This is a genomic window from Mycobacterium sp. IS-1556 (assembly GCF_001499985.1).
GTDB lineage: Bacteria > Actinomycetota > Actinomycetes > Mycobacteriales > Mycobacteriaceae > Mycobacterium.
In genome coordinates this window covers 218,866-241,338 of sequence record NZ_LQIM01000034.1, presented here as the reverse complement: position 1 = coordinate 241,338, position 22,473 = coordinate 218,866, and the positions used below count along the sequence as shown (strand labels likewise).

The 22,473-nt window shown below is 67.6% G+C and carries 26 protein-coding genes; 6 read left to right on the top strand and 20 right to left on the bottom strand.

The features are described from left to right. Positions 1–2: 2 nt before the first annotated feature. The 8 genes from rpsC to rpsJ are packed head-to-tail and all read right to left on the bottom strand — an operon-like array spanning position 3 to position 4,606. On the bottom strand, positions 3–887 hold the full coding sequence (rpsC, locus tag AU187_RS17640; RefSeq protein WP_059101352.1) for a 30S ribosomal protein S3: 885 nt from the start codon (positions 885–887) through the stop codon (positions 3–5). Further along, positions 887–1,483 (bottom strand): 50S ribosomal protein L22, encoded by a 597-nt coding sequence (gene rplV / locus AU187_RS17635; RefSeq protein WP_059167027.1) that lies wholly within the window; start codon positions 1,481–1,483, stop codon positions 887–889. The genes rpsC and rplV overlap by 1 nt, the downstream gene beginning before the upstream one ends. After that, entirely contained in the window at positions 1,483–1,764 is a 282-nt protein-coding gene (rpsS, locus tag AU187_RS17630) for a 30S ribosomal protein S19 (protein WP_007167837.1), read from the bottom strand. The genes rplV and rpsS overlap by 1 nt, the downstream gene beginning before the upstream one ends. A 21-nt stretch (positions 1,765–1,785) precedes the next feature. Further along, on the bottom strand, positions 1,786–2,622 hold the full coding sequence (rplB, locus tag AU187_RS17625; protein ID WP_059101350.1) for a 50S ribosomal protein L2: 837 nt from the start codon (positions 2,620–2,622) through the stop codon (positions 1,786–1,788). 38 nt (positions 2,623–2,660) lie between these two features. Continuing rightward, a complete protein-coding gene (rplW, locus tag AU187_RS17620) occupies positions 2,661–2,963 on the bottom strand; it encodes a 50S ribosomal protein L23 (RefSeq protein ID WP_059101349.1) in 303 nt (100 codons plus the stop codon). Continuing rightward, the gene (gene rplD / locus AU187_RS17615; RefSeq protein ID WP_059167026.1) at positions 2,963–3,631 is read right to left on the bottom strand and encodes a 50S ribosomal protein L4; all 669 of its coding nucleotides are present in this window, start codon (positions 3,629–3,631) and stop codon (positions 2,963–2,965) included. Before rplD ends, rplW begins: the two co-directional genes overlap by 1 nt. Continuing rightward, positions 3,631–4,284 carry a 50S ribosomal protein L3 gene (gene rplC, locus AU187_RS17610; protein WP_059101347.1) on the bottom strand — a complete coding sequence of 218 codons (654 nt, stop codon included), beginning with the start codon at positions 4,282–4,284 and terminating at the stop codon, positions 3,631–3,633. Before rplC ends, rplD begins: the two co-directional genes overlap by 1 nt. Positions 4,285–4,300: 16 nt before the next feature. Then, entirely contained in the window at positions 4,301–4,606 is a 306-nt protein-coding gene (gene rpsJ / locus AU187_RS17605) for a 30S ribosomal protein S10 (protein ID WP_003883485.1), read from the bottom strand. 362 nt (positions 4,607–4,968) lie between these two features. Between rpsJ and AU187_RS17600 the strand changes: the two genes are divergently transcribed. Beyond that, positions 4,969–5,442, top strand: a complete 474-nt coding sequence (locus AU187_RS17600; protein ID WP_059167025.1) for a hotdog fold domain-containing protein — start codon at positions 4,969–4,971, stop codon at positions 5,440–5,442. Between the two features lie 9 nt (positions 5,443–5,451). On the opposite strand, the gene AU187_RS17595 is transcribed toward AU187_RS17600, so the two are convergent. Continuing rightward, a complete protein-coding gene (locus AU187_RS17595; protein ID WP_502687773.1) occupies positions 5,452–7,029 on the bottom strand; it encodes a carboxylesterase/lipase family protein in 1,578 nt (525 codons plus the stop codon). A gap of 118 nt (positions 7,030–7,147) precedes the next feature. Between AU187_RS17595 and AU187_RS17590 the strand changes: the two genes are divergently transcribed. Continuing rightward, the gene (locus tag AU187_RS17590; protein WP_059167024.1) at positions 7,148–8,398 is read left to right on the top strand and encodes a cytochrome P450; all 1,251 of its coding nucleotides are present in this window, start codon (positions 7,148–7,150) and stop codon (positions 8,396–8,398) included. Here AU187_RS17590 and AU187_RS17585 read toward each other — a convergent pair. From AU187_RS17585 to mftA, 8 genes are all read right to left on the bottom strand, one after another. After that, positions 8,391–9,017, bottom strand: coding sequence for a TetR/AcrR family transcriptional regulator (locus AU187_RS17585; RefSeq protein WP_059167023.1), 627 nt, complete (start codon positions 9,015–9,017; stop codon positions 8,391–8,393). The two genes, AU187_RS17590 and AU187_RS17585, sit on opposite strands and share 8 nt — an antisense overlap. A gap of 112 nt (positions 9,018–9,129) precedes the next feature. Further along, entirely contained in the window at positions 9,130–10,560 is a 1,431-nt protein-coding gene (gene mftG, locus AU187_RS17580; protein ID WP_059167022.1) for a mycofactocin dehydrogenase MftG, read from the bottom strand. Between the two features lie 96 nt (positions 10,561–10,656). Further along, complete coding sequence (gene mftF, locus AU187_RS17575) at positions 10,657–12,069, bottom strand: mycofactocin biosynthesis glycosyltransferase MftF (protein ID WP_059167021.1); 1,413 nt, start codon at positions 12,067–12,069, stop codon at positions 10,657–10,659. Then, a complete protein-coding gene (mftE, locus tag AU187_RS17570) occupies positions 12,066–12,809 on the bottom strand; it encodes a mycofactocin biosynthesis peptidyl-dipeptidase MftE (RefSeq protein ID WP_059167020.1) in 744 nt (247 codons plus the stop codon). Before mftE ends, mftF begins: the two co-directional genes overlap by 4 nt. Positions 12,810–12,940: 131 nt before the next feature. Next, positions 12,941–14,131 (bottom strand): pre-mycofactocin synthase MftD, encoded by a 1,191-nt coding sequence (mftD, locus tag AU187_RS17565; protein ID WP_059167019.1) that lies wholly within the window; start codon positions 14,129–14,131, stop codon positions 12,941–12,943. Positions 14,132–14,133: 2 nt separating this feature from the next. Then, positions 14,134–15,360 carry a mycofactocin radical SAM maturase gene (gene mftC, locus AU187_RS17560; protein WP_156442375.1) on the bottom strand — a complete coding sequence of 409 codons (1,227 nt, stop codon included), beginning with the start codon at positions 15,358–15,360 and terminating at the stop codon, positions 14,134–14,136. Beyond that, positions 15,357–15,665 carry a mycofactocin biosynthesis chaperone MftB gene (gene mftB / locus AU187_RS17555; protein WP_059167147.1) on the bottom strand — a complete coding sequence of 103 codons (309 nt, stop codon included), beginning with the start codon at positions 15,663–15,665 and terminating at the stop codon, positions 15,357–15,359. Before mftB ends, mftC begins: the two co-directional genes overlap by 4 nt. Before the next feature lie 59 nt (positions 15,666–15,724). After that, positions 15,725–15,817, bottom strand: a complete 93-nt coding sequence (mftA, locus tag AU187_RS25180) for a mycofactocin precursor MftA (protein WP_067217694.1) — start codon at positions 15,815–15,817, stop codon at positions 15,725–15,727. 110 nt (positions 15,818–15,927) lie between these two features. On the opposite strand from mftA, the gene mftR reads away from it, so the two are divergent. From mftR to AU187_RS17540, 3 genes are all read left to right on the top strand, one after another. After that, the gene (gene mftR, locus AU187_RS17550) at positions 15,928–16,521 is read left to right on the top strand and encodes a mycofactocin system transcriptional regulator MftR (RefSeq protein WP_059167018.1); all 594 of its coding nucleotides are present in this window, start codon (positions 15,928–15,930) and stop codon (positions 16,519–16,521) included. A 66-nt stretch (positions 16,522–16,587) separates the two neighbouring features. Next, positions 16,588–17,112 carry an RNA polymerase sigma factor gene (locus AU187_RS17545; protein ID WP_059101337.1) on the top strand — a complete coding sequence of 175 codons (525 nt, stop codon included), beginning with the start codon at positions 16,588–16,590 and terminating at the stop codon, positions 17,110–17,112. Next, a complete protein-coding gene (locus tag AU187_RS17540) occupies positions 17,109–18,392 on the top strand; it encodes a VOC family protein (RefSeq protein ID WP_059167017.1) in 1,284 nt (427 codons plus the stop codon). The genes AU187_RS17545 and AU187_RS17540 overlap by 4 nt, the downstream gene beginning before the upstream one ends. A 55-nt stretch (positions 18,393–18,447) precedes the next feature. On the opposite strand, the gene AU187_RS17535 is transcribed toward AU187_RS17540, so the two are convergent. Both AU187_RS17535 and AU187_RS17530 read right to left on the bottom strand, forming a co-directional pair. Beyond that, the gene (locus AU187_RS17535; protein ID WP_059167016.1) at positions 18,448–19,623 is read right to left on the bottom strand and encodes an NAD(P)/FAD-dependent oxidoreductase; all 1,176 of its coding nucleotides are present in this window, start codon (positions 19,621–19,623) and stop codon (positions 18,448–18,450) included. Positions 19,624–19,691: 68 nt separating this feature from the next. Further along, complete coding sequence (locus AU187_RS17530) at positions 19,692–20,138, bottom strand: Rv2324 family transcriptional regulator (protein ID WP_059167146.1); 447 nt, start codon at positions 20,136–20,138, stop codon at positions 19,692–19,694. A gap of 113 nt (positions 20,139–20,251) precedes the next feature. Here AU187_RS17530 and rocD point away from each other — a divergent pair, with 113 nt between their 5' ends. Then, positions 20,252–21,514, top strand: a complete 1,263-nt coding sequence (gene rocD / locus AU187_RS17525; RefSeq protein WP_082691845.1) for an ornithine--oxo-acid transaminase — start codon at positions 20,252–20,254, stop codon at positions 21,512–21,514. Positions 21,515–21,589: 75 nt separating this feature from the next. On the opposite strand, the gene AU187_RS17520 is transcribed toward rocD, so the two are convergent. Beyond that, a complete protein-coding gene (locus tag AU187_RS17520; protein WP_172800292.1) occupies positions 21,590–22,441 on the bottom strand; it encodes a mycofactocin-coupled SDR family oxidoreductase in 852 nt (283 codons plus the stop codon). Positions 22,442–22,473: the final 32 nt, after the last annotated feature.

Genomic DNA, 22,473 nt, shown 5'->3' with positions numbered 1-22,473 from the left:
TGTCAGCTCTCCGTCTTTTCAGTCGTCGTCTCCGCCGCAGCTCCGGCCGCGGCTTCGGTTCCCGCAGCGGCCTCGGCGGCGGCGGGCGCAGCTTCGGTGGCGGCGCGGCCGGCTTCGCCGCCGGAGGCGGCACGACCGGCTTCCGTGCTCGTCGCGGTGGTGCCCGATGCGCCGCTACGGCGCGGCCGGGTGCCCGAAGGACGTTCGCGGCGTGGACGATCCGAGCCCGCCGGCACCGCGGCCGCCAGCTCGCGCTTGCCACCGACGATGTCGCCCTTGTAGATCCACACCTTCACGCCGATGCGACCGAACGTCGTCTTCGCCTCGTACAGGCCGTAGTCGATGTCGGCGCGCAGCGTGTGCAGCGGCACGCGGCCTTCGCGGTAGAACTCCGAGCGGCTCATCTCGGCGCCGCCGAGACGGCCCGAGCATTGCACCCGGATGCCCTTGACATTGGGCTGGCGCATCGCCGACTGGATGGCCTTGCGCATGGCGCGGCGGAACGCCACGCGGTTCGAAAGCTGCTCGGCGACACCTTGGGCCACCAACTGAGCTTGCGACTCAGGGTTTTTCACCTCGAGGATGTTCAGCTGCACCTGCTTACCGGTCAGCTTCTCCAGGTCGGCGCGGATGCGGTCGGCTTCGGTGCCGCGGCGGCCGATCACGATGCCCGGGCGGGCGGTGTGGATGTCGACTCGGACTCTGTCGCGAGTCCTTTCGATCTCCACATCGGCGATGCCTGCGCGCTCGAGACCGGTGGCCAGCAGCCGTCGGATCGCCACATCTTCCTTGACGTAGTCCTTGTACTGCTTGTCGGCATACCACCGGGACTTCCAGTCGGTGGTGATACCGAGCCGGAAGCCGTGGGGGTTGATTTTCTGGCCCACTACTCCGAGCCCTCCTTCGCGTCTGACGCTTCAGCAGTCTTCTTGGGGGCTGCCTTCTTCGCGGCTGCCTTCTTGGCCGGCGCCTTCTTGGCGGGCGCCTCAGCCGTGCTCGATGTCTCCTCCGGGGCGGCTGCGGACGCCTTGTTCGCGGGCGCCTTCTTGGCCGCCGCCGCCTTGCTGCCCTGTGCGCGACGCGCGCGGGCCGCGCTGGCCGTCTGGCCGGTGCCACGCTGTTCCCGGCTCGGCCTGCTTTCCACGATCACAGTGATGTGGCTGGTGCGCTTGCGAATCCGGAACGCGCGGCCCTGGGCGCGCGGGCGGATGCGCTTGGCGGTCGGACCCTCGTCGGCGTAGACGGTGGCGACCACGAGCGTGGACGGATCCAGGCCCTCGTTGTTCTGCGCATTGGCCGCGGCACTCGCGATGACCTTGGCGACCGGCTCGCTGGCCGCTTGCGGTGCCCACCGCAGGATGTCCAGCGCGTCGGACACCGATTTGCCGCGCACCAGGTCGATGACCCGGCGCGCCTTCGTCGCCGACACGCGCACGAAGCGCGCCTTGGCGACGGCAGTCGGATATTCAGTCGTCGTACTCATTACCGGCGCTTAGCCTTCCGGTCGTCCTTGATGTGACCCTTGAACGTGCGGGTCGGCGCGAACTCGCCGAGCTTGTGCCCGACCATCGCCTCGGTGACGAACACCGGGACGTGCTTGCGGCCGTCGTGCACCGCGAAGGTGTGCCCGATGAAGTCGGGGATAATGGTCGACCGACGTGACCAGGTCTTGATGACCTGCTTGGTGTTCTTCTCGTTCTGAGCGTCGACCTTCTTGAGCAGATGGTCGTCGACGAACGGACCCTTCTTCAAACTACGAGGCATCGCTGCTACTCCTTCCGCGGCCTAGCGCTTCTTGCCGGTGCGCCGGCGTCGGACGATGAGCTTGTTGCTCGACTTGTTCGGCTTGCGGGTACGGCCCTCCGGCTTACCCCACGGGCTCACCGGGTGGCGACCACCGGAGGTCTTACCCTCACCACCGCCGTGCGGGTGGTCGACCGGGTTCATCACGACACCGCGGACGGTGGGGCGCTTACCCTTCCACCGCATGCGGCCGGCCTTACCCCAGTTGATGTTTGCTTGCTCGGCGTTGCCCACCTCGCCGACGGTCGCGCGGCAGCGCACGTCGACGCGGCGGATCTCACCGGACGGCATACGCAGCGAGGCGTAGCTGCCTTCCTTGCCCAGCAACTGGATGCTGGAGCCGGCGGACCGGGCGAGCTTGGCGCCGCCACCGGGACGCAACTCCACCGCGTGAACCAGGGTGCCCGCGGGGATGTTGCGCAGCGGAAGGTTGTTGCCCGCCTTGATGTCGGCGTTGGGACCCGACTCCACGATGGCGCCCTGCTTGAGTCCCTCGGGGGCGATGATGTAGCGCTTCTCGCCGTCGAAGTAGTGCAGCAGCGCGATGTTCGCGGTGCGGTTCGGGTCGTACTCGATGTGCGCGACCTTGGCGTTGACACCGTCCTTGTCGTTGCGCCGGAAGTCGATCACCCGGTAGGCGCGCTTGTGCCCGCCGCCCTTGTGCCGTGTCGTGATGCGGCCGTGGGCGTTTCGCCCGCCCTTGCCGTGCAGCGGCCGAACCAGCGACTTCTCCGGATGGTCGCGAGTGATCTCAGCGAAGTCGGAGACGCTGGCACCGCGGCGACCGGGGGTCGTCGGCTTGTACTTGCGAATTGCCATGATTCTCTAGGTCTTCCTCCGTCGCCGGCCTGAAAAAATCAAGCCGGTGCTCCGAACAGGTCGATGGGCTTGCTGCCCGCGGCCAGCGTCACGATGGCGCGCTTGGTGTTCTTGCGCTTGCCGTAGCCGGTGCGGGTGCGCTTGCGCTTGCCCTGCCGGTTCGCGGTGTTCACCGAATCGACCTTGACGCCGAAGATCTTCTCCACCGCGATCTTGATCTGCGTCTTGTTCGAGTCGGGGTGCACGATGAACGTGTACACGTTGTCTTCGATCAACCCGTAGGACTTCTCGGAGATGACCGGGGACAAGATGATGTCGCGGGGGTCAGTGACGGTCGCCATCAGGCCGACACCTCCTCTTTGTCCTTCTTGGTATTCGCGCTGATGTAGCTGTTCAGCGCTTCCACGCTGAACACCACGTCATCGGCCTTCAGCACGTCGTGGGTGTTGAGCTGATCCGGTGAGATCACGTGCACGCCGGGGAGGTTGCGCACGCTCTTGGCGCCCGTCTCATCGGTCCGGCCGATCACGACCAGCACCTGCTTGCGATCGGTGAGCGTGGCAAGGAACGCCTTGGCGCTCTTGGTCGACGGCGTCTGGCCCTCGATCAGCTCCGTGACCGCATGGATACGGCCGTTGCGGGCCCGGTCCGACAGGGCTCCTCGCAGCGCTGCGCGGATCATCTTCTTCGGAGTGCGCTCGCTGTAGTCACGCGGCTTGGGGCCGTGCACCGTGCCGCCGCCGGCGAACTGCGGCGCCCGGGTCGAGCCCTGCCGGGCGCGGCCGGTGCCCTTCTGCCGGTACGGCTTCTTGCCGCCGCCGGAAACCTCACCGCGCGTCTTTGTCGAGTGGGTGCCCTGCCGCGCCGCGGCCAGCTGCGCCGTCACCACCTGGTGCATCAACGCGATGTTCGCCTCGACATCGAAGAGCTCGGCCGGTAGTTCTACCGAGCCGTCCTTCGTACCGCCCGGGGTGTGGACGTCGATCTTGAGTGTCTTTTCGGCAGCCATTACTTCTCGCCTCGCTTGATTGCGCTGCGGACCATCACGAGCCCGCCGTTGCGGCCGGGGATGGCGCCCTTGATGAGCAGCACGCCATTCTCGGCATCGACCTTGTGCACCAGCAGGTTCTGCGTCGTCACCCGGTCGTTGCCCATCCGCCCGGACATCCGGGTGCCCTTGAACACCCGGCCCGGGGTGGCGCAGCCACCGATGGAGCCGGGGCGGCGGTGCACCGCCTGGGCGCCGTGGCTGGCACCCTGGCCACGGAAGCCGTGGCGCTTCATCGTGCCGGCGAAGCCCTTGCCCTTGCTGGTGCCGGTCACGTCGACGTAGGTGCCGTCGGCGAAGATCTCGGCGGTCAGCTCCTGACCGATCTCGTATTCAGCAGCGGCGGCCTCGTCATCGAGCCGCAGCTCCGCCAGATGGCGGCGCGGGTTCACCCCGGCGGCCGAATACTGCCCTGTCACAGGCTTGTTCACCTTGCGCGGGCTGATCTCGCCGTAGGCCAGCTGCACCGCGCTGTAGCCGTCACGCTCCGTCGTGCGGATGCGCGTCACAACATTGGGCCCGGCCTTGACGACCGTCACCGGCACGACCCGGTTGTTCTCGTCGAACACCTGCGTCATGCCCAGCTTGGTGCCCAGAATTCCTTTTCTCGCCATGGTTTTCTGGAATCTCCTACTGAATGTTGACGTCGACGCTGGCCGGCAGATCGATGCGCATGAGCGCGTCGACCGTCTTCGGCGTGGGGTCGAGGATGTCGATCAGCCGCTTGTGGGTGCGCATCTCGAAGTGCTCCCGCGAGTCCTTGTACTTGTGCGGGGACCGGATGACGCAGTACACGTTCTTCTCGGTCGGCAGCGGCACAGGGCCGACCACGCTGGCGCCGGTTCTGGTGACCGTTTCCACGATCTTGCGCGCCGAGGCGTCAATCGCCTCGTGGTCGTAGGCCTTGAGCCTGATGCGGATCTTCTGTCCCGCCACGCTTCTCCTACCTCACTCATACAGGGCCCGAAATCGGGCCGCCGGCAATCGAGCCTCGCGCTGCTATGCCGCCGCTGTTCTTCTGTCTGTGGTCCACCGGTCCCCGCGGTCGGGTGTGTCGCCCGCACGCACACTCGTCCGCGGCGAAAATCGTCACGATCGAGAATGGCACCGGATGCGCCCGGTTGGGCGCCGGTCGTATGCCCCGGCCACGCGGTCCGAACAGGCACCGTCCCGGCTCAAGGCAACCCGAACAGTATGCCCTAGAAAACGGCACGCTCCAAATCCCTGGCCACGGGAAACCCGGCGACGCCGGTGTCACCGCGCCGGCATCATCTTACCGGTGAGTAAGGTACTCCCCCATGGCCGCCCCGACCTCCACATACCGCGCATGGAAACGCCTGTCCGCGATGCCGGGCGGCACCCGGCTGTTCTCGGCCGCGGCGATCGCGCGGGTGCCGTATTTCGCCTCCATCGTCCCGCACGTCGTGCGAATGGAACCCGGCTACGCCGAGGTCAGGGTGCCCAAGTGGTTCTTCATTCACAACCACCTGCGCACGGTGCACGCAATCGCGTCGTGCAACGCCGCCGAAATGGCGATGGGCATGGTGATGGAGGCCAGCGTGCCGACCAGCCACCGCTGGATCCCCAAGGCGATGAACGTCGAATATCTGGACAAGGCGACCACGTCGCTGCGCGCCCAGGCGCGCCTGGCGCCGCCGGACTTCAGCTCGATCACCGAAGGCGCCGATGTCGTGGTGCCCGTGAGCGTGGTGGACCGGGCCGGCACCGAGGTCGTACACGCCGACATCACCTGCTGGGTCACACCCGCCTGATCCGCCGGCTCAGCTCGGCAGGCTCTCCCAGAACGCGCACTGATGTCGCTGTTCGAAGTCGGTGACGACGTGGCTCGCGTCCGGTTGCAACCGCATCCGCTCACCCGCCTGCGCTGTCCTGAGTTCCGGCCAGTCCGGCCCCGGTGAACCGGTCGCGACGAATCGCGCCCAGTAGTCGATCATTTTGTCGGACAGCCGCTGTTGGGCGGGGCTCAGCGGGGGCGCGCCGCCGACGTCGAACAGATACCGCAGCTCGAGCGAATGGGCGGCCCCGACCGGGAACGGCGCTTCGCGCAACGGCTCTGGCGCCGGCGCCTCGTCGTCGGCGAACTCGTAGGCGTAGACGGGTTGGCCGGACAGTGCATCGGCCATCCGGTCGGCCACGCACGCGAAGTCGGCCGCCGTCACGGCTGCCGAGTAGGCCAGTGCGACGTTGCCGCCGTACCGGTCGGGCGGGTAGTGCGCCGCCACGGCGGCCGCGTGCGGCCCGAAGACCTCGGCGAGCAGTTCTGGGTAGTGGGCGGCGTCGAACGGGCGCCCGCGCAGAAACTGCAACGCTGCGAACAACGCGAACTCGACTTCGGTGGTGCCGATCATGACCGGCACCCGGGCGGCCTTCCCGCTGGTGATCGCGGTGAACGAATTCTCCGGCAGCGCAGGGGTTCCCGCCACCGGGCCACTCACTCGTTCGGTCCCGAACCCGGCATACGTCAGCGGGGCCCGGAATCGGTCCGCGGGCAGCGAGCGAAGACACTGCGCGGCGACAAGCGGATCGGCGCATCCGATTCCGGCGGCGTAAGCGGTGCTGGCCTGCTGTGCGGCCGGCAGGTCGTATTGCGCCTGACACGGCGCGCTCTGGATGATCGCCGCGCTGAACAGGCCCTGGGACCCGGGTGCGACGAGGTGGTCACACACCGCCATTCCGCCCGCCGATTCGCCCGCGATCGTGACTTTGTCCGGATCGCCGCCGAATTCGGCGATGTTGTCGCGCACCCAGCGCAGCGCCGCCTGTTGGTCGGCCAAGCCGTAGTTGCCGACGTCACCGTCGGAACCGAATGCAGGGTGGGCGAGGAAGCCGAGGGCGCCGAGGCGGTAGTTCATCGTGACGACGACGACACCGCGACTGGCCAGCTGCCGCGCCCGGTAGATGTCGCCGCTGCCGTTCAAAAAACTGCCGCCGTGAATCCATACCATCACCGGTTTCGCGTCGCCGGCAGGTGGCGGCGTCCAGACGTTGAGGGTCAGACAGTCCTCGCTGGGCGGACGATGGTCGACGTCGGAACTCGTGTCCTGGATGCAGCGCGCGCCCGGGCGGGTCGCGTCGCGGAATCCCGTCCAGGGGGCGACCGGTGCCGGCGGTTGCCAACGTAACGCGCCGACTGGTGCTGCGGCGTAGGGGATTCCGGCGAAGTACCGATGATCGGCGGCGACGGTCCCGCGGACCGCACCCGCAGCGGTCTGCGCCACCCCGGGATCGACGGGCACACCTTCGGCGGCCGTCTCTTTGCCCGCGCATCCCGCGAGCAGACCCGCGATGGCGAACAGCACCGCGGTCGCCCGGAGTCGACGGGGGCATCGCAAGGGCACGAACGCCGAGCCTACTGAGCAAGTTGGCCGCGGCCCTTTGCGACGTGGCGCCCGTCACATAGACTGTCGACTTGACACGCGTCAAGTTTGTCCGCAGCCCGGTAGTGAAGGAGCCCCGATGAGCACCCCGACGATGGATGACGCCGCGAAGGTACTGGCCGACCCGAAGGGCTACGCCGACGACGCGCGACTCCACGAGGCGCTGTCCTATCTACGGGCGAACAATCCGGTGGCGTGGGTCGACAACCCGCCCTACCGGCCGTTCTGGGCGATCACCAAGCACGCCGACATCATGGCCATCGAGCGCGACAACAACCTCTGGCTGTCCGAGCCTCGGCCGTTGCTCGCGACGGCCGAGGCCGACGACGTCCTGAAGGCGCAATTGGAGGCGGGTATCGGGCTGCGGACGCTGATCCACATGGACGACCCGCACCACCGCAAAGTGCGTGCGATCGGCGCGGACTGGTTCCGCCCCAAGGCGATGCGCGCGTTGAAGGTCCGCGTCGACGAACTGGCCAAACGCTACGTCGACAGGATGCGCGAGATCGGTCCGGAGTGCGACTTCGTCACCGAGATCGCGGTGAACTTCCCGCTCTACGTGATCATGTCGCTACTCGGCCTGCCCGAAGAGGACTTCCCCCGCATGCACATGCTCACCCAGGAGATGTTCGGCGGCGACGACGAGGAGTTCCAGCGCGGCCAGAAACCCGAGGACATGCTCGCGGTGCTCGCAGACTTCTTCAACTATTTCGCCAAGCTCACCGCCTCGCGACGAGCCAACCCGACCGAGGACCTCGCGTCGGCCATCGCGAACGGCCGCATCGACGGTGAACCGTTGTCGGACATGGACACCGCGTCCTACTACGTGATCGTCGCCAGTGCCGGGCACGACACCACCAAGGACGCCATTTCCGGCGGGCTGCACGCCCTGATCGAGAACCCCGACGAACTGGACCGGCTGCGGCACGATCCGGACCTGATGCCGACAGCCGTCGAGGAGATGATCCGGTGGTCGACGCCGGTCAAGGAGTTCATGCGCACCGCAGCCGAGGACACCGAGGTCAGGGGTGTGAACATCGCCAAGGGTGAATCCGTTTACCTCGCTTACGTTTCCGGCAACCGAGACGAAGAGGTGTTCGACGAGCCGTTTCGCTTCGACGTCAGCCGCGACCCGAACAAACACGTCTCATTCGGCTACGGCGTGCACTTCTGTCTCGGCGCCGCGCTGGCGCGGATGGAGATGAACAGCTTCTTCACCGAACTCATCCCCCGCCTGGAGTCGATCGAGTTGGCCGGCGCCCCCGAACTGACCGCCACCACCTTCGTCGGCGGCCTCAAGCACCTCCCGATTCGCTACTCGCTCAGGTGACGCCGTCCGGCTTCTTGGCGTGCGTGGCCAAGAAGCCGTCGACGGCCGCCTCGGCGCACGCCCGGTAGTCGAAATCGGCCACAGTCGACAGCTTGCCGAGAACCAACGGGCCGATGAGCAAGGCGATGGCCCGCATACGATCCACCTCGTCGAGTTCCTCGGCCGCCTGCGCACTGTCGAGGATCGCGTCGAACGGCACCGAATACAGCTGGATGATCCGCGCCCTGAGAGTGCTGACCGCGTCCGAACCCGCTTGCTGCGCTTGGGGATACGTGTCGACATCGGGTCCGGAGGCCATCCACGTCATGGCCGTGATCATCGCGGGCACCTCGGCGATCGACTCCGCCCAGCCCACCACCACCGCGATCAACCGATCCCGCAGACTGCCTTCGGCGGGCGGCATCGGCGCCGGGTTGAGCAGGCTCATGAACGCCGCGGCCATCAGATCGTTGGCGCTGGAGAAGTGGCGATACAGCGTGGCCCGCGCCACGTTGGCGGTCCGGGTCACCGCGTCGATCGTGACGGCGTTCGGCCCCCCGGACCGCAGCAACGTCGTCGCAGCGTTGAGCAGGCGGGCCCGGGAGCGGGCCGGCCGCGGATCAGTACTCCCGCCGCTCATCGTTTGATCCCCTCCGTTGTCTCGAAGCACGCTCGTCCGGCCCCGCCCAGGATATCGACGCCTCGACCCTGCTGCTGGCAGCAGTTCGCTTTCGTCAGCTCCGACCGCGCGGTCAGACGACGAATCCGGCCGCCCGATGTCCGAGCATGACGATCGTCGCGTGCGGGCCCCGGCTGGGGATCGCGGGCAACACCGACCCGTCGACCACCCACAACCGGTCGACGCCCCGCACGCCGCACCGCGAATCGACCACCGCCGCCTCATCCCCGTCGGCGCCCATCGGCGCGGTCCCCGACAGGTGCTGCGATGTCGACCACGTCACCGGACCGAGTTCTGTTGTCGCACCGATGAGGTCACGAGCGAGCGCGGTTCCGGTCTCCAGTTTCGCGATGTCGTCGGGTTCGGTGTCGTAACGATGTTCGATGGCCGGAGGGGTATCGGGGTCGTCGGTGACGACGCGCACCCGTCCTCGAGATTTCGGCCGCATCAACGTCACCCCGATGTGGGGATGGTCACCGGGATCGTCGCGGCGGCCGCTCACCATCGCTCCGAATCCCGCCGTATACGGGCGGATCTCGAGAGAATCTTCTGTGGTCAGCACCGCCTCCAGCGGAGGCAGTCCGTGTGTTTCCGACCAACTCACCGGTAGTACCCATTCAGGGTGGTCCGACGTTTGCGTGCCCACCGGCAGATCGACGGTCACCGGTATTCCCGCCGCCGCCAGAACGTCACTCGGGCCGATGCCGGACAGCATCAGAAGGTGAGCCGAGCCGATTGCGCCTGCGCACAAGACGATTCGGTCGGCGTCAAGGTCGACGGCGCCTTGCGGGCCCACGCAGCTCACTCCGACCGCACGGCCGGCGACGATCCGGATTCGCTGGACGCGGGTATTGGCGAGCAGGGTGAGGTTCGCCCGGTCCATCGCGGGTTGCAGATGGGCACCGCCGGGGCCGACGCGGGTGCCCTGGTGGATGTTCAGCGGCACCGCTCCCACTCCGGGGCGCAGCGGCGCGTCGGGCGTCGACCCGTTGAGATCATCGATCCACGGGTGACCCGCGGCGGTGGCGGCGTTCACGAAAGACGCTGTGCATCCGTCGAATTCGGCCACCCGCCGGATCAGTATCGGACCCTCCGACCCGTGTATCGCGTTGTCGAAGTCCAGATCGGTTTCGATGGCGCGGAAATGCGGCAGCACTTCTGTCCAGGCCCATTCGGGGAGTCCCCAGCCGTCGAAGTCCGACGGCAGTCCTCGGCAGAAGTAGCCGCCGTTGACCGCCCCCGATCCCCCCACCACGGCGCCGCGCATGATCTGCGCATGCCGTGGCGGGTCGACGGTCAGCGTGGTCGGAAATCGTCGCACCACAGAGCTGGCGGCCCCGATCGGCAGCCGCAACCCGTCGCTGATCTGCGTCAGCACCCGAGGGTCCGACGGTCCCGGGCCCGATTCGACGACCGTGACCACGCACGACGGATCTGTGGAGAGTCGGTCGGCCAGAACGGAACCGGCGCTGCCGGCACCGACGATCAGGACGTCACTGCGCACGTGAGGAGCAAATGATTCACTGCGCACGCGAGGAGCAAATGATTCACCGCGCACGCGAGGTGCAATAGATTCACTGCGCACGCGAAGAGCGTCGTTTCAGGTCCGGATCTGGGGTTTGAGCGCGCCGAGATGTCGCTCGCGGACCACGCCGGCCCACAGCCCGGTGCCGTAGGCGATGTCGTCGAGGCGTTTGAGGACGATGTAGGTGAGCAGCCCGACCCGTGGGGTGTCGTCCTCGGCGCTGCCATTGCGCGCCAACCAGTCGACGATCCCTTCGATGACCGCGGCCAGCAGCACCACCTGCCGACACCGCCTGGACAGCAGCGCGGCGATCAGGGCCAGCGGCCAGTAGTGCCGACAGATCGCCGACGCGAGCTGCATGGCGGCGGACCACAGTCCGTGCGCCGCCACCACCGCGACGTCCCTGGGCTCGGTTTCGACGCTGGACAGCGACTTGGCGATGCGGCGGCCGGTGACGGTCGCAACGATGATCGAGGCCAGGTACCCGATCGATGAGCCCATCGCCATCAGCATCCATGCCAACAGCGTCCAGCCCGAGATCACCAGCGGAGCGGTCTTGCCGGGATGCCGGACCGACAGCGGCGCGGCGGCTTCGCCGTAGAAAGACCTGCGCGAGAACCACTCTCGCAGTCGCGTACGATGGTCGTGCGCGACCAGCGCGATCGGTTCGTAGCGCAGACGCGTCCCTGACTCGATGAGACGCCAGCACAGGTCGACGTCTTCGCCTGACCTCAGCGTCTCGTCGAAGCCGCCGACCTCGCTGAGCATGGACCGGCGGCAGATGATCGCGGCGCTGGGGACGTAGGACACCGTGCCGTACGGCATCACCGGGGCCTCCCGCAGACCGAGGTCGAGCGACGACCGCACCGCCTCGTACCGGGCGACGACGTTGTCGGGTTCACGCAAGCCGACGATGCGGGGCGCCACCAGCCCCACGGCGGGATCGCAGAAGTGGCCGAGCAGCGCCTCCAGCCATCCACGCCGCGGCACGACGTCGCTGTCCAGGAAGGCCACGAAATCGGTGTTGCACGCCGCCAGGCCGGTGTTGCGGGCCGCCGCCGGTCCCCTGCTGCGGTCGTGGCGAAGCACCAGCACGTCGCCGTGCAGATCTGTGAAGTCGGACCGCTCGAGCGGGGTGGCCGAGCCGTCGTCGACGACGATGACACGAAGGCCGCGCACCGCTGTGAGCAGCCGGCGCACGCCAGAAGCATTGTCGCGCACCGGTATCACCACGGTGACATCCCGGTGGGACGGACCGCTGGCGGGCCGTGGATGTGCCACGGTCGCATCGAGCAGCGCCCGTGCCACCTGCGCGCTGACCGCGTCGTGCACCTCGAGCCGACCGCCGCTGAGCATGGTCTGCGCGGCCGGCGCCAGGCGCAGAAGACGGGTCGGGGAACCGCCGAGGAGGGCGGACCCTTCACCGAGCACCTTCACCCGGCGATCGACCTGGACGGCGAAGCCGTCGGGTAGCCGCGGTCCGGTCATGTCAACATCCCGTCGCGGTCAGGTACCCAGCGGGTGATCCGTCGCAGGCATGCCCCGACCATATCGGGAAAGATCCGGGCGCCGTCTTCCTCCGTCGCGGTGGTGGGGTCGCCGAGCACGCCGACCTCGCTCACCGCGGCGACGCCTGACCGTCGCAGTTCCGGAATGAGTTCGCGAAGGGGGGAAACATTGCCGGGCACAGTTTCGTGGATACGAACGTCCTGCGGCGAAATATGTAGCAATACAGACGTTTCGGTGTGACCGGCGTGCGCATCGGCGCCCGCCACGGTGCACGAGCACCAACCTGCATCGCGGCCCTCGTAGCGCAGCAAAGCCGTCGCCGCCGCCAGCGCCTCGACGTTGCCTCCGTGACCGTTGACGAAGACCAGCCGCGAAGCCCATCGCGATGCGGACCGGCCGTACTCCACCAGCAACAACCGCAGCGCAGCCGTGCCGATCGACACGGTGCCGCTGAACTCCTCATGTTCACCGCTCGCGCCGTAGCCGATCGCGGGCGCGACCATCCAATTCAATTCATTGCGGCCGGCCAGTTGGTCAGCAACGGCTCGAGCGACGGCCGTCGCGATTCTCGTGTCGGTGTCCAGCGGTAGATGCGGACCGTGCTGCTCGGTGGAGCCGACGGGGACGAGCAGGGCTGACGGGGTGCTCTGCAGCTGCTTCGACGTCGCATTCGCGAGCTCGCTGACAGATGGCACCCGCCGATGGTAGGCCGAATTCACCTGTCGTGCGCCAATTGTTGGCGCATGCGCAGCAATTCATTCGGTGGAATTTTCGATACCACCATCGACACCGTCCCGCCAGCCTCGTGCGTCCCGCCTCTACCAGCGAGTTCCCTCTGACGCCGTCGCGGTCAAGCGGTCGGGCCGCCGGGCACGCCGAGTGCCCGGACGAAGTCGGGCGGAACCAGGATGTCCTCGGTCTCGAGATCATGCACCGACGCGCGACCCAGACCCATCAATGCAGAATCGATGCCGCCGCGCAGGACGTCGAGCACGTTCTCGACACCGGCCTGGCCGTTGGCCGCGAGGCCCCACAGGTATGCCCGGCCGATCATCACCGCACGAGCGCCGAGCGCGACGGCCTTCACCACGTCGCTGCCCCGGCGGATGCCGCCGTCGAGCAGCACCTCGACGTCGTCTCCGACCGCCTCGGCGATCGCAGGCAGGGCACGGATCGATGCCGGTGTCCCGTCCAGGTTGTTGCCACCGTGGTTCGACACGGAGATCGCCGAAACCCCGGCATCCACAGCGCGTTTGGCGTCGTCAACCCGCATCACCCCCTTCAGCATGAAGGGACCGCCCCACAGCTCGCGAAGCCACGCGATGTCTTCCCAGGTCGGCGGGGGCGTGCCCATCCACTCGCCGTAGGCGGCGAAGAACGGCGGGCCCGGCTCGCCGCGCGCCGCCTGATTGGGCACCCGCAGGTTCGGCGGCCGCAGGGTCTTGCCCCATTGCCACATCCAACTCGGCCGGGTCAGTCCCGTCGGGAGCATGCGCACGGTCGTTCGCAGATCCATCTGCTCGGGGATCTTCGGGCTGCCCCAGTCGCGGCCATGCGAGAAGCTCCAGTCAGTGGTCACGATCAGCCCGACGGCGCCGGCCTCGCGGGCCCGCTCGACCCTGGCCGCGATCGCGTCCCGGCCACCGAGCCAGTAGACCTGGAAGAAGAGCTTGGGGTTGGCCGCGATCACCTCTTCGATCGGCTTGCTGGCGAAAGACGACAGACCCATCGCAGTGCCGCGGGCGGCTGCCGCGCGTGCGACCGCGACCTCGCCTTCGGGGTGGACCGCCTGCACCCCCGTCGGCGAGATCAGCACGGGCAGCGAAATCTCTTGTCCCATCACGGTGGTGGCCAGGTCGCGCTTCTCGGTCGCCCCGATGACGTGCGGCGCGAAGCCCAACTCGGCGAAGGCGTCGACGTTGTCGGAAACCGTCACGCCCTTCTCGCTCGCGGCGATCAGCGCCGAGTACACCGGCTTGGGAAGCCGACGCTTGGCCCGCTCCTGAGCGGCGGCGACTGTTTCGAACCACGTGTCAGCCATGATCACACCGGACTTTCGTTGCAGAATCGGGCCGGGGGTTTGGTCAGCAGCTTGAGGGCCACCGGACCTTGTTTGGTTCCCCTGGAGTGGTCACCACTGGGTTTGGGTTTGACGCGCTCCCGTTCCAAGGCAGGGGCACCCCAGCCCTCCACGCATTCGGGGTCAGGGCCGTCCAGTGGCAAACCGGTGAAGAACTTGGCGGCCATGCAGCCGCCACGGCAGCTGTCGTAATGGCCGCAGCTTCCGCACGCACCTGCCGACTGCGGCTCGCGCAACTCGCGGAACAGTGGTGCGTGCTGCCAGACGTTCTGAAAACCACCGTCGGACAAGATGTTTCCGGCCAGGAACTTGTCGTGGATTGCGAACGGGCAGGCGTAGACGTCGCCGACGGGGTCGATGAGGCAGACCACCCGGCCGGCGCCGCACAGGTTGAGCCCGGCCAGCGCGCCGGGCGCGCCCAGTCCGGACAGGTGGAAGAACGAGTCGCCGGTGAGCACTCCGTCCCCCTTGGCCACCAGCCAGTTGTACAACTGTCGCTGCTGGTCGGCGGTCGGGTGCAGGTCGTCCCAGGTGTCGGCGCCGCGGCCGGAGGGGCGCAGTCGCGTGATCCGCAGTGTGGCACCGTACTGCGCTGCGAGAGCGGCGAATTCGTCGAGCTGGTCGACGTTGTGGCGGGTGACGACCACCGAGATCTTGGCGTCCTTGAAGCCGGCGTCGGCGAGGTTCTGCAGCGCCCGGGTGGCCATCGCGAACGAACCGGTGCCACGCACGGCGTCGTTGACCTCCGCGGTCGCGCCGTCGAGCGAGATTTGCACATCGACGTAGTCGCTGGCGGCCAACCGAGTTGCCACCTCGGGCGTGATGCGCACGCCGTTGGTGGAGAACTTCACGCCGACGTGATGTGCGGTGGCGTAGTCGACGAGTTCCCAGAAGTCCGAACGCACGGTCGGCTCGCCGCCGCCGATGTTGACGTAGAACACCTGCATGCGCTCGAGTTCGTCGATGATGTCCTTGCACTGCTGGGTGCTCAGCTCACGCGGGTCGCGCTTGCCCGACGACGACAGGCAGTGCACGCACGCTAGGTTGCACGCGTAGGTCAGCTCCCAGGTGAGGCAGATCGGGGCGTCGAGGCCATGCTCGAACTGCTCGACGAGCCGAGGCACGGGCTGGGCGGCCGGCGCGAGCGCCGAATTGGTGGCCGGCGCGTGCGCCGAATCGGTGGACGTCATTGCGGGACCAGCATTTTCGATTGGGCAAGCACAGAAAGTGCGTGCAGGTACGGTGCCTGCTGCGCGTCGTCGATACCGGCGGCGCGGCAGGCGGATCGGACGTCGGGGTGGTCGGACAGCGCGTTGACGACGTCAACGATCGTCCGGTTCTTCAGGAATGACAGCTTGCGCGTCCCGAAGTGGTAGAGCAGCGCCCCGAACGGCTCCGGCCGCACCGCCACCTGGTGGTGCAGCCGCCAGCCGTGTTCCGGATCGAACACCGGGCCGGGGCCCGAATCCAACCCGGTGCCGGGGCCCGAATCCAACCCCGGGCCGGGGCCCGAATCCAACCCCGTTCGGGACGCCGCTCTCGACGAAGCCACGGTCAGTAGACCCCGCACATCCCGTCGATCGACACCTCTTCGACCAGCGTCTCGGTGACGAGTTCGTCGGCTTGCACCTGCTCATTCGGTTCCATGGGCTTGCCTTTCTCGGGGCGCTTTCGCTGTTCTCGACAATTGTGATCGAGATCGCAATATTATGGCATCGGGTGCCAGAATGGAAGAGGGCCCCGGAAGAGGAGCGCGTATGGGCTCGGAAGCACCGCATCGAGTGGGCCGCCGGCGCGCGACGACGTGGGCGCACATCAGCAACGTGGCCATCGACATGTTCGCCGAGCACGGCTTCGACGAGATCAGCGTCGACGACGTCGCCGAGGCCGCGGGCATCGCTCGGCGCACGCTGTTTCGCTACTACCCATCCAAGAACGCGCTGCCCTGGGGCGATTTCGACGCTCACCTCGAGCGCGAACTGCTCACCGACCTCGATCCGAGTGTGCCGATCCGCGATGCGTTGCGCACAGCGCTGTTGGCGTTCAACACCTTTGACGAGGCCGAGACCGCGCGCCACCGACAGCGCATGCGGGTGATCCTCGAGACCGCGGCGCTGCAGGCCTACTCGATGACGATGTACGCCGGCTGGCGCGGCGTCGTCGCGGCGTTCGTCGCCCACCGGCTCGGCACCGGAGCCGGCGACCTCGTGCCGCAGACAGTCGCGTGGACGATGCTCGGCGTGGCGCTGTCTGCTTACGAACACTGGCTGGCCGACGAGTCCGTGTCGCTGGCCGAGGCGCTGGGTGCGGCGTTCGACGCGGTAGCCGACGGCCTCGATGCGCTCGGCTGAGCGGCGCTGCAGAATTTTTTTCGATTGGGGCGTCGGAGTTCAGTCCCCCGCGGCGACGATAAGGGTGTGAGCGCCGAACCGGATGGCACCGACGCTCCACGGGCACTGCTGGCGCTGTACGACGAGGCGCTGCCGGTTGTGTACGGATACTTCGTCCGGCGCTGCGGTGACCGTGGAACCGCCGAAGACCTGACGTCGGAGACGTTTCTGGCGGCGATGGATGCCGCCCGGAAAACGGCTCCACCGCCGATGAGCGTGCCGTGGCTGATCGGCGTGGCGCGTCACAAGCTGGCCGACCACTACCGGCGCCGCCGCGACCGGTTCAGCATCCCCGTCGCCGAACTGCCCGAGCCCGCAGAGGCGGCCGACGATTGGGATGACGAACTCGACCGCATCGTCGCCGAAAGCGTGCTGGCCAAGCTGCCCGAGCAGCATCGGACGGTCCTGGCGCTGCGCTACATGGACGACTGCTCGGTGCCCGAGTGCGCCGAGCTGATCGGCCGGACGGTCCACGCCACCGAGGCGCTGCTGGTGCGGGCCCGCAGGGCGTTTCGAGCTCACTACCCCGAACCGGAAGGAGGGCGGTCGTGAACAACAGCCACGATCCGCTGGCCGTGCTGCACGGCGACGAGCTTCCGGTCGCACCCGATCCCGCGTTCGCCGCCCGGCTGCGCGCACGCCTGGAGTCGGCACTGTCTCTGCCCAATCGGACACAAGGAGTTCAAATGAGTGACACCGATACCGCGATCGCCGAACTCACCGAACCGTCGATCGCGACATCCGTCGTACCCCGCAGCGCCGCGCTGCCATACCTGACCGTCAGCCCGGCGCGCGACGCGATCGCCTGGTACGTCGATGCGTTCGAGGCGCGGGTGGTCGGCGATCCGATCGTGATGGACGACGGCCGCATCGGCCACGCCGAGCTGGCGATCTCGGGCGGCGTTTTGTACCTGGCCGACGAGTATCCCGAGCTCGGCCTCAAATCACCTGCCCCGCAGGCTGCTTCGGTATCCCTGATGCTCGAGGTCGCCGATACCGACCGTGCGCTGGCGCGGGCCAGGGAACGCGGCGCGACGGTGCAGCAGGACGTCGGTGAGGCGCACGGTGCGCGCAGCGCGACCATCGTCGACCCGTTCGGCCACCGCTGGATGCTCAGCGGGCCGTTGACCGGCTCGGCGGTGCCGATTCAGCACGGCGACGTCGGCTACGTCTCGGTGTGGGTGCCCGACGCCGAGCGTGCCGCGGCGTTCTACGGCCACGTTCTCGGCTGGAGCTACGACCCGGCGACACACCAGGTGACCAACACCGATCAGCGGATCGGCATCTACAGCGTCGCAAGTGCGCAGGGAATGCTGTGCTGCTACGCGGTCACCGACCTCGACGGCGCACGACAGTCCATCGTCGACGGCGGCGGCGTGGTCGGCCAGACCCAGGAGTTCGACTTCGGCACCGTTCTCGACGCCACCGATCCCGCCGGTGCTGCGTTGGCGGTGTTCCGGCCGGCGCCCGGCACGCCGCGGCCGGCGCTCAATGGCACTGGGCCAGGCGAACTTTCGTACATCACCTATCAGGTCCCGGATTCCGCCGCGTTCCGGTCGTTCTACGGGAGGGTCCTGTTCTGGACGTTCGAGCCGGGCCACGTCGACGACGGCTGGGGGGTGCGCGAAACCCATCCGATGGCGGGGTGCGCCGGCGGCAACGCCGAGGCGGTGACCGTCCCGATGTGGACCGTCGCCGACATCGACGCCGCGGTGGCGCGGGTGCGTGAAGCGGGGGGCACCGTCATCGAGGAGCCGTCGCAGCAGTCGTACGGGCGCTCGGCGCTGTGCACGGACGACCAGGGCACCCGCTTCTACCTCGGCCAGTTCTAGCGGTGATTTCGGTGTCCGAACGCTCGCTCAGCGACTGTTCGGACACCGAAATCGCTCACCCGAGGACGTCGGCGATCGGTGCGCCCGCCGCGATCTTGGCGCGCACCTTCATGACCTTGCCGGGCATGCCGCCGCCGACCACCCCGACGACCACGCCGTCGCGTTCGTAGAAGGCCAGGAACTTGCGGCCGTCGTCCTCGACGACGTGCACCGTGTCGTCGGCGTGCGGTTCGCCGAGACACTGGATCTTGACGTCGTACTGATCGCTCCAGAAGTACGGCACCGAGACCGCGGTCGGCGGCTCCTGCCCCAGCAGCGTGGGCACCAGTACACGGGCCTGATCAGCGACGTTACTCCAATGCTCCACGCGCACTTGATGTCCCGTTTCGTGCCGCCAGGAAGCGACATCGCCGATCGCCCAGACATGCCGTGCGCTCGCACGGCCGCGGTTGTCGCAGACGACGCCGTTGTCGACCTCGATGCCGCTGCCTTCCAGCCAGCCGGTGGCCGGGTGTGAGCCGATACCGACGATCACCAGGTCGGCCTCGAGAGCGGTGCCGTCGCTGAGCACGACCGTCTCGACGCGACCGGCGCCGCGCACCTCTGCGACTCCGACGCCGCAGCGCACGTGCACGCCCTCGGCGCGGTGCACCCTCGCCACCAGTTCACCGATCTGCTCACCGAGTACCGACGCCAGCGGCGCGGGCTGCGGCTCCACCAGGGTCACCTCGACGCCGAGCTTGCGCAGGCTCGCAGCCACCTCACAGCCGATGAACCCGGCACCGACGACGACAGCGCGCCGGGCCGAGCCGGCCTCCTTTCGCAGCGCCACGCTTTCGTCGTAGTTGCGCAGGACGTGGATGCCCTGGAGATCGGGAAACGACGGAATGCGCTTGGGCACCAGGCCGGTAGCGATGATGAGCTGGTCGTAGCCGAGCTCGCTGCCGTCGGCGAGGGTCAGTGTCTGCGTAGCCGTGTCGACCGACCGTGCGCCGCTGCCGAGCCGCACGGTGATGTCGTTCTCCTCGTAGAACTCCGCGGGCTTGAGCGTGACGTCGTCGGTCTCGGAACGCAGCACTTCCTTCGACAGTGGCGGGCGGTCGTACGGCAGATGGTCCTCGTCGCTGATTATCGTGACCGGTCCGGTGTACTCCGACCGGCGCAACTGTTCGGCCGTGCGGGCCGCGGCCAGTCCGCCGCCGACGATGACGATGCCCCCTGATGTGGTCATGGGCAGTTCTTACACGATGCCTGCGGCGATTTGTCTGCCACCCCGGCCGAATCCTGCCGGCCCGGCCATCAGCCCCGACCGCGGTCGATGATGTTGGTCAGCACGACGATGCTCTCGCTGCGTTCGACCTCGGCGGCCGAACGGATGCGCTCCAGCGCCTTCTCGAGGTGGCCCATGTCGCGCGCCACCACGTGCAGGATCGCGTCGGCCGTACCGGTGACGGTTGCCGCACTGATGACCTCGGGAATGTCAATCCACGCCGCCCGCAACCGGTCTGGGGCGATGGTGCCGTGACGGAACACCTGGACGTACGCCTCGGTGGTCCAGCCCAGCGCGCTGCGGTCGACGACGGTGGTGAAGCCGCGGATCACCCCGTTGTCGAGCATGCGGTCGATCCGCCGCTTCACCGCGGGCGCCGAAAGGTTGACCCGCTCTCCGATATCGGCGTAGGTCGCGCGTGCGTCGTTGATCAGCGCGGCGAGGATCTGCTCGTCGGTGTCGTCGAGACGATCCATGACCACCTCCACACAATGAATCGCCGTATCACGTGAGTGTACACAATAAAGCCCTGGTAGACACGCAATAAACGACGATTGATTGCGCCATCGACGCGTCCTACCGTTTATTCATGACGCTCGACACCGCTCCCGTCATGTTCGAACTCCCCGGTACACCGGGGAACGCAGGGATGACCGCCACCGAAGCGGCGATCGCGATCGACGACCGCTATGTGGCACACAACTATTCGCCGTTGCCGGTCGTCGCCGCCAGCGCCGACGGCGCGTGGATCACCGACGTCGAAGGCCGTCGGTACCTGGACTGTCTGGCCGCGTACTCGGCGGTCAACTTCGGGCACCGGAACCCGGAGATCACCGCCGTCGCGCACGCCCAGTTGGACACCGTGACGTTGGTCAGCCGCGCCTTTCACTCCGAACGGCTCGGCTCTTTTTGCGCGGCATTGGCCGGGCTCTGCGGTAAAGACATGGTGTTGCCGATGAACAGCGGCGCGGAGGCGGTGGAGAGCGGCCTGAAGGTCGCCCGCAAGTGGGGCACCGACGTCAAGGGGGTGGCGACCGGCGCGGCCAACGTCGTGGTGGCGCACAACAACTTTCATGGCCGCACCACGACCATCATCAGCTTCTCCGACGACGAGACCGCCCGCCGCGGCTTCGGCCCCTACACGCCCGGGTTCCGGTCCGCACCATTCGGTGATGCCGACGCGTTCGCCGACGCGATCGACGAGAACACCGTCGCTGTGCTGATCGAACCGATTCAGGGCGAGGCCGGGATCGTGGTTCCGCCCGACGACTTCCTGCCGCGGCTTCGGTCCCTGTGCACCGAACGGAACGTGCTGATGATCGCCGACGAGATCCAGTCCGGGCTGGCGCGCACCGGGCGGACGTTCGCGTGCGAGCACTGGGGCGTCGTGCCGGATGTCTACCTGCTCGGCAAGGCACTCGGCGGCGGGGTGGTGCCGTTGTCGGCGGTGGTGGCCGACACCGATGTCCTCGGCGTGCTGCATCCCGGTGAGCACGGTTCGACGTTCGGGGGCAACCCGCTGGCCGCGGCAATCGGCTCGACTGTGGTGGCGATGTTGCGAGGCGGCGAATTCCAATGCCGCTCCGCCGAACTCGGCGATCATTTGCACCGGAGGCTTCGTGAGCTGATCGGCCACGGCGTCGTCGCGGTCCGCGGCAAGGGGCTGTGGGCCGGCGTCGACATCGACCCCGCATCGGGTAGCGCCAACAACGTCACACTGCGCATGGCGCATCGCGGTGTCCTGGTCAAAGACACCCACGGCTCGACGGTACGATTCGGCCCGCCATTGGTGATCACCGCCGACGAAATCGACTGGGCTGTTGACCAATTCGCCGCCGCCCTGGCCGAATGAGTTCGGCGAGCAGACGCGAAATGCCCCGAAATGCCGCGAAAACGGGGCAGTATGCGTCTGCTCGCGAGAGGAAGGTCAGTGCTTCATGGCGCCGCGGTCGACGGCAATCTGGCTGCCAGACAGCGTCTTGGAGCCGTCACCGGCCAGCCATGCGACGACGTCGGCCACTTCCTCCGGCTCCATGAAGCCCTGCAGACCCTTGTTCTCCTCGTCCAACGGCTGGTACGGCATCGGCGAGAAGCTGTGCAGGTAGCTGGGGTACTTGGCGAAGATCGCCATCATCGCGTCTTTCTCCACCATCGGTGTCTCGATCGAGTACGGATGGATCGAGTTCACCCGGATCCCGAATTCACCGGCCTCGATCGCAAGCGCATTCGTCAGCGCGGTCAGCCCGTGCTTGGAGGCGCCGTAGTGCGCGTTGCCGGGCGTGGCCTTCAGCCCGGCCGACGAGCTCACGATGATGATCGATCCTCCGTTGCCCGCAGCGATCATCGCGGGTACCGCGGCGCGCAGGGTGCGCCACGTGCCGTTGAGGTTCACGTCGATGACGGTGTCCCACTGCTCTTCGGACATCTCCCAGATGCGGCCCCAGCTGAGCACACCGGCATTGGCGACCACGACGTCAAGCCTGCCGAACTGCTCAACGCCGTCGTCCACCACCTGCTGCAGCGCGGCCAGATCCCTGATGTCGACCTCGCGGGCAAGCACCTTGCGCCCCGTCGCCTCGACCGCGCGCACCGTTTCGGCCAGTTCTTCCGACGTCGCCATCGGATAGGTGATGGTTTCGGAGATCGGCGCACAGATGTCGATCGCGATGATGTCGGCGCCCTCCTCGGCCAGCCGGATCGCGTGCGCCCGCCCCTGCCCGCGCGCAGCTCCGGTGATGAAGGCCACTCGGCCTTCCAGAGGTTGGTTCGTCGCCGTCACCGCTGCTCCTTTCGGGATGCTGCGGACAGGCT